The 6,356-nt window shown below is 67.3% G+C and carries 6 protein-coding genes and 1 pseudogene; all 7 read right to left on the bottom strand.

The genetic code is table 11. The features are described 5' to 3' along the window. Positions 1-245: pseudogene (locus ABIB26_RS23450) on the bottom strand (hypothetical protein); the annotation flags it as partial. A 342-nt stretch (positions 246-587) separates the two neighbouring features. Continuing rightward, positions 588-1,679: an NAD-dependent epimerase/dehydratase family protein gene (locus ABIB26_RS23445; protein WP_354248593.1), complete on the bottom strand. Its 1,092-nt coding sequence runs from the start codon at positions 1,677-1,679 to the stop codon at positions 588-590. Beyond that, on the bottom strand, positions 1,676-2,557 hold the full coding sequence (locus ABIB26_RS23440; protein ID WP_354248591.1) for an MTAP family purine nucleoside phosphorylase: 882 nt from the start codon (positions 2,555-2,557) through the stop codon (positions 1,676-1,678). Before ABIB26_RS23440 ends, ABIB26_RS23445 begins: the two co-directional genes overlap by 4 nt. 50 nt (positions 2,558-2,607) lie before the next feature. After that, positions 2,608-4,080 (bottom strand): glycosyltransferase family 87 protein, encoded by a 1,473-nt coding sequence (locus ABIB26_RS23435; protein ID WP_354248590.1) that lies wholly within the window; start codon positions 4,078-4,080, stop codon positions 2,608-2,610. Then, positions 4,077-4,784 carry a methyltransferase domain-containing protein gene (locus ABIB26_RS23430; RefSeq protein ID WP_354248588.1) on the bottom strand — a complete coding sequence of 236 codons (708 nt, stop codon included), beginning with the start codon at positions 4,782-4,784 and terminating at the stop codon, positions 4,077-4,079. Before ABIB26_RS23430 ends, ABIB26_RS23435 begins: the two co-directional genes overlap by 4 nt. Continuing rightward, positions 4,781-5,449, bottom strand: coding sequence for a TIGR04282 family arsenosugar biosynthesis glycosyltransferase (locus ABIB26_RS23425; protein ID WP_354248586.1), 669 nt, complete (start codon positions 5,447-5,449; stop codon positions 4,781-4,783). The genes ABIB26_RS23430 and ABIB26_RS23425 overlap by 4 nt, the downstream gene beginning before the upstream one ends. An 8-nt stretch (positions 5,450-5,457) precedes the next feature. Continuing rightward, the gene (locus ABIB26_RS23420) at positions 5,458-6,168 is read right to left on the bottom strand and encodes a glycosyltransferase family 2 protein (protein ID WP_354248584.1); all 711 of its coding nucleotides are present in this window, start codon (positions 6,166-6,168) and stop codon (positions 5,458-5,460) included. Between the last annotated feature and the right edge of the window lie 188 nt (positions 6,169-6,356).

Genomic DNA, 6,356 nt, shown 5'->3' with positions numbered 1-6,356 from the left:
GTGAGTTTGAGGGTCTCGAGGGCCTTGGCGAAGGACGCGTCGAGCTTGACCGCGGTGGACGTCCCGGTCAGGGCCGGGATGGAGGCCAGCGGCTTCGGCATGGCGGCCGCGGCAGATGAGGCCGAGGCTGTAGAGGAGGACGCCGGGGCGGCGGAGGTGTTGCTGGCCGGGGTGCAGGCGGCCAGGGAGACCATGAGCGAACCGGCGGCGGCGATTCCGGCGAAGGTCTTGAGGGAAGTGCGCATGGGAGTGCTCCTTGAATTCATTTTGGGTGGTCCTGTCCCGGTGCGGGGGCCGTGGTGCGGGCCGCGGATTTTCAGCGGGGCGGGTTTTTCTCTGTCAGGAGTACTTCGGCATCAACACTGTCCCGGATGGGTTCCCCGGATACTGTGACCATTCCGTGATATCGGCCCCGTGACGCATGGCGTGCACGCCACCAAAAAACTTGTCCGTCAGCGGCGGCCTTGATCACGGCAGTCAGAGGATCGCGGGTGAAGCATGACTGTCGCACATTCCATCGTTGCCCGGCCTGTACCGATGATGGCTGGTTATCCTCCTGGACGCTTCCTGGGAATTGGCAGATCGGATTACGGTGCCTGTGGCGTGGCTGGCAGGCGTCGGCCTGCTTCGCCGCGCAGGGGAGCTGTGGCGAATTCCTGCATGCCCTCGTTGAAGCCTATGTCCGGCGCCCAGCCCAGTTCGGCCTTGATCCGTTCGGAGGAGGCGGTGACGTGGCGGACGTCCCCGAGCCGGTACTCGCCGGTGATAACCGGTGCCGGGCCGGTACTGAATCGACTCAGTGCCGCGGCCACGTCGCCGATTGTCCTTACCTCGTCGGCGCCGACGTTATAGGCGCGGAAGCCCGCGCCGCCGCCCGAGGACAGCGAGTCGAGTGCGGCGATGTTCGCCGCAGCGACGTCCCGGACGTGGATGAAGCTGCGCCGCTGGCGGCCGTCTTCGAAGACCCGGGGCGCTTCGCCGCGGGCCAGGGCCGAACGGAACAGGGAAGCGACCCCGGCGTAGGGCGTATCCCGGGGCATCCTGGGGCCGTAGACGTTGTGGTAGCGCAGGGCGATTGCTGAGCCGCCGGTGCTCCGGGCCCACGCGGCGGCGAGGTGCTCCTGGCTGAGCTTCGAAGCCGCATAAACGTTGCGGGGATCCAGGGGCGCTTCCTCGGTGATCATCGCGGGGACGAGGATGCCTCCTGTCTCCGGGTTGCGGGGGTCGAAGCTGCCGGCGCGCAGGTCGGCCTCGGCGCGGGGGCCCGGCCGGACGGGCAGCCCTGTGACGGGGTCCGTGTAGGCCCCTTCGCCGTAGACCACCATCGAGGAGGCCAGGACCAGGCGGGTGATGGCCTGGCGCTCCATGGCGGCCAGCAGGACGGCCGTGGCGTAGTCGTTGTTGCGGATGTAATCCGGGGCGTCTGCAAAGCTGACGCCGAGCCCGACTTTCGCGCTTTGGTGGCAGACAGTGTCGATACCCTCTAGTGCCGACTCGACGGCGTCCGGGTCTGTGACGTCGCCGGTCAGGAACTCCACCCGCGGGTCAAAGACCGGCGGCCGCTGGTGAAGGCCGGGGTCCAGGGAGTCCATGACCCGCACGGTCCAGCCCCGGGCCAGGGCTGCTTCGACGATGTGTGAACCGATGAACCCGGCGCCGCCGGTGACGATGAGTCTCATCTGAGGCTCGCAGCTTCCCCGAGTACGGGGAGCGCCATGATCCTGCGAACGGCTTCGGGGTCCATCAGCGGTCGGGCATAGTAGTCGTCGCCGATTGCGGCGACGGTCGCTTCGAGGACAGCCAGGACGTTCTTCTGGGCGTCCTTGAGCCGGAAGAAGACGGCGTCGGCGGTCACCGGATCGGAACCGTCGTGTCCGGTGTCGGAATCGGTGATGAAGGCCAGATTGGCGAAACCCATGTTCAATTCGGCGGCCAGTACCGGTTCGGGGTACTGGGTCATGCTGATGATGTCGGCACCGCCGGAGACGTACCAGACGGACTCGGCTTTCGTTGAGAACCGCGGTCCGTTGATCACCACCACCGTTCCTTGCTGGGCGTAGGGCAGGTCGTGCGCGGCCAGGGTGGCGTGCAGGTGTGAACGCAGCGTCGGACAGAACGGTTCTGACGCCGGCAGGTGCTGGACGCCGGCGGGGGCGACGCCGTCGGCGACGGTGCCGTCAAAGAATGTGTCGGGACGTCCCCAGGTGCGGTCGATCAGTTGGTCGGTCACGACGAATGTCTCAGGTCCGAAGCCTTCCCGCAGCCCGCCCACGGCCGAGGACGAGAGGATCCCCCGGACTCCGAGGCGCTTGAGCGCCCAGAGGTTGGCGCGGTAGTTGATTTTCTGGGGTGGGAGCGAGTGTCCGCTGCCGTGGCGGGCGAGGAACGCTACGGTCCGTCCGGCCACGTCGGCAAGCGTCATGGGCCCCGAGGGCGGCCCGTAGGGGGTGGCGACGTCGACGGTGGCGAGGACCGTTGCGCCGGGGAGCCGGTAGGTGCCGGAGCCGCCGATGATGCCGATGCGCGGCTGTGGCGCGTCGGGAAATGCTGTGTCCATGGTGCAATCCTGCCATTCGGGAGTACTTGTGGTTGGGGGGCGGGTACCGTTCATTGGCTTGAAATCATCTGGTCCGGCGCCCCGGACCCGAGACCGTCGACGGCGGCCTGTCGATGTCCGTCGCGGCGCCGCAGCCAGGCGCCTGCGGCGATTCCAGCGGCTGCCATGAGGAGCACGATCTGGTCCAGCGGCTCAGTCAAGGGTGCGACGCTAGGGACCATGTAGATGAAGTCAAGGGCAAGGATCACCGCCACGTACTCCCACCGCCGGCTCAGGACGATGAACGGCAAAAGCATGAGCGCGTACCAGGGGTAGTTGGGGCTGACAATGAGCAATGTCAGCCCGATCATGACGGTCTGCTGCTCCCAGACATTCCCTGCCCGTGTTTGCCGCAGCACGCCGAGCGCGACGATGGCCAGTGCGGTGGCGCTGAGGAGCGGCGGCCAGGGGCCGGCGGAGACGATCTGTGCGAGGCCGAACCGGACTCCGCCGCTCTGGCTGTAGCCCTCCTCTTTGAGATAGCCGGGCAGGAAACCCAGAACGCCGGCCCCGGCCGCTGCCAGATACGGCACGTAGAGAAGGATGAAAGTCAGGACCGCGGCGGCGATGAAGCGTACCGGGCGCCGGAACAACAACGCGGGGGCTGCAATGACCGGAATGAGTTTCGTTGCGACGGCGGCGCCGAAGGCTACTCCGGAACGTAAGGGCTTGCCGCCGGCCAGCAGCATTCCGGCGGCCAGCATCAAGGAGGCGCCCAGCAGGTCAACGTGGGCGTTGTTCACGGCCTCGAGCTGGACGAACGGGCTCCAGCCCCAGAGGGCGGCGAGGTGCAGTGGCAGGTTGCGTTTTGCCAGGGCGCCGAGCAGCATGATTCCGACGGTCACGCTGATGAGCAGCCCTCCGAGCTGGAAGGGAAGGTATCCGACCGAGTCAGGGACGGCGGCCCGGACGCCAAGGAAGTAGATTTCGGCCGTGGGCGGATAGATGGTGGGCACGTGGGGCCGGTTGATGGCGGTGCACAGGGGATTGCCGGAGGGAAAGCCGAAGGCCGCGACGGGCTCCGTGCCGAATAAGTCCTTGGCACACATTGGCTTACCATCGGGTCCGAAAGTGCCGGGTGCGAAAAGCCACCCCGGCCTCAGGTTGCTGAGAGTCTCATCCACGGGCACATAGGAATAGGGGGAGTGTCCGGCCTTCTGCACGATCCCGTCCCACGCGTACCGGGCAGAGTCGTTGCTCGTCCGCGGCGGGGCGCTCACAGCAACCAGACCGAGAAGTACCGTGCCTGCGATGATCACTGCGCCGACCTGCCGCCGGGGCACGTGTCGTAAGAGGCGGACGGCAGCGATGAGAACCACCCATGAAAGGCAGGTGCCGACAACCGGGGCAGATTCGAACGGGTTCCCGGGGAGCACCATCCACCACAGCAGTGCCGCCGCCACGAGGAACAGTGCGGGCAGGATGATGAACAGCCTGACCCTGGTGCCGGATACACCTGGTGATGCGGGGGGAGCGGCCCTCACCCTAGGGTCCTGTCCGGCGTGTTGTCGAGCGACAGGCGGCAAAAGACGCGGCCCTGAACGCGTTCAATGGCGGTCACGGTCCACCCGCTGCGCCGTGCCCGGGAAACGAGCCCCGCGCTGCCCGTCCGGGCCCACCGGAACGGTTCGCTTTGGTTCCCGTGCTGGTCCTCCAGCACGGCGGAATAGACGATGTCCAGGTCCTCGTCGGCTTCCACCTCGGCCAGGAGCGTCCCGCAAGGGGCGATGAGCTGGCTGCATCGGCGCAGCAGGGACGTGATGCTTCCGCCGATGCCGATGTTGCCATCCAGCAAAATGACAGACTGCCAGAGACCGGAGTGGGGCACAGGGGCGAACACTGATTGTTCGAGTGCGCGGGCACCGCGCCCGCGCGCCCGCCCGACCGCCTCAGAGCTGGTGTCAATGCCCAGGGCCGTCAGGCCGATTCGCTGTGCGGCAGTCAGCAACCTTCCCGGTCCGCAGCCGACGTCGAGGACCGGTCCCTGCAGGGTGCGCAGCAGCGAACGCTCCAGCGGGCTGGCCTCCTCGCACCAGCCGCGCACGTCGAAGTCCACCGCTTCAGCCTGGTGGTGACCGCCGTCGGGACGAAGCGTGAGGGTGCCGGAGCCGTTCGCAAGCGCCCGGGCGTAAGGCTCATTGTGGCCCTGGCCAAAATTGGCGACAGAAGCCACGCCGACGGCAGTCATCGGGTTGCTCCCGCGGTGAGTGCGGAGCGCCGCACCTCGAGCGCAGCCTCATCCACGGCATGGGCGAAGCCGCTTCCGGGAATCTCGGCGGCAATCTCGAGTGCGTCATTGAAGTGGTCCATATCCCGCAGTTCGGGAAGTATTCCGACACGTAGCCCTGCGGCGGTCAGCCGGGCGAGCTGGCTGGCCCCGGTCGTCTTGGTGGACATCGGCACCCCCCGGATCAGGGCCCCGGCCGGGTGTCGAAGCGCGAGTGCCCAAAAACCGCCATCCGTGGCCGGGCCCATCCAGGCGTCGTGAAGTGCTATTGGCGTTGACCAGTCCTGGAGCAGCGGCGCCACATCCTCAACTGAGAACTGGGGGGTATCCATGCCGACGATAAGGAGCGGACCAGCGGCTGCATCACAGATGGCAGCGAGACGCTCGTCCAGCCCGCCGGAAGATTGCGGGACGACGGTGAAGTCTTCGGCGTCGGCGGCAGACGGGGTGCCATCCATGACCAGCAGCCAGCTCCGGACCGGGAGCAGCCGGACAGTTTCCAGAGTGTGACTGAGGCTCAGCTGTGCCAGCGCGGCGGCCCGTTCGGGCGTCAGCGGGGGGCTCAACCGGGTCTTCACTCTCCCGGGAAGGCACTCCTTGGCGATGACCGCTACTGTCAGATCCATGCTGTTCCTCATATAGGTTCTTCGCTGCCGCCGGGATTCCGGACCGGTCCGGACGACGACGCCGCTGCCTTGAGCTGGGCAGACATGTCCCGCACCGCCGTCAGCGTTCCGCGGACCGTTCCGGTCACTTTCGATTTGCCGGTGCGCGGGGCATAGGGCACGGGCAGCTCCACGATCCGCCAATTGCGCAGGCTGGCCTTGAGGAACATCTCCAAGGGGTAACCGCTGCGGCGGTCCTCAAGACCAAGGGACAGCAGTTCAGCCCGGCGCGCGGCCCGCATCGGTCCGAGATCAGTCACCTGTTCCCCGGTCAGGCGCCGGAGCCGCCACGCCAAAATGACATTGGCGGCACGGGCGTGCAGGGGCCAAGACCCGCGCTGCGGCTGACGGCTGCCCAGCACCAAATCCGCGGCGCCGTCCATGACCGGAGCCAATAGCCCAGGCAGCAGGGCCGGGTCGAGCGAACCGTCGCAGTCGCAGAAAGCCACGAACTCTGATGTTGCGGCGAGCAGGCCTGCGTGGGCGGCCGCCCCAAACCCCCGCCGGCCCTCACGGACGACCATCGCGCCCAGACCCGCCGCGAGCTCAGCAGAGCCGTCCGTGGAACCGTTATCCACCACGATGGCCCGGTACCCGTCCGGCATGCGGGACAACACCCACGGCAGGGCGCCTCTCTCGTTCAAACACGGCAGAACGACGTCAACCACGGCTCCGGTCACTTTGGACATCCTTCAACGCTAGGGGCTGGGGCCCGCATCCGTCTCCGGACACGGCACGATCGATAGACAGAAACGTGGGGCGGGCCCCGGGGGGGCGGCGCGCCCGGAGCCCGGGGGGGACCCAATGGCCCCGCCGGGGTGGGGGGGGTGTTGTTTGTGTTTTTGTTGTTTTTTGGTGTGCGGCGCGG

It is taken from the genome of Arthrobacter sp. UYEF20, assembly GCF_040546335.1.
Lineage (GTDB): Bacteria > Actinomycetota > Actinomycetes > Actinomycetales > Micrococcaceae > Arthrobacter.
The sequence above is the reverse complement of the archived record's forward strand: the minus strand, read 5'-3'. Positions and strand labels throughout refer to the sequence as shown.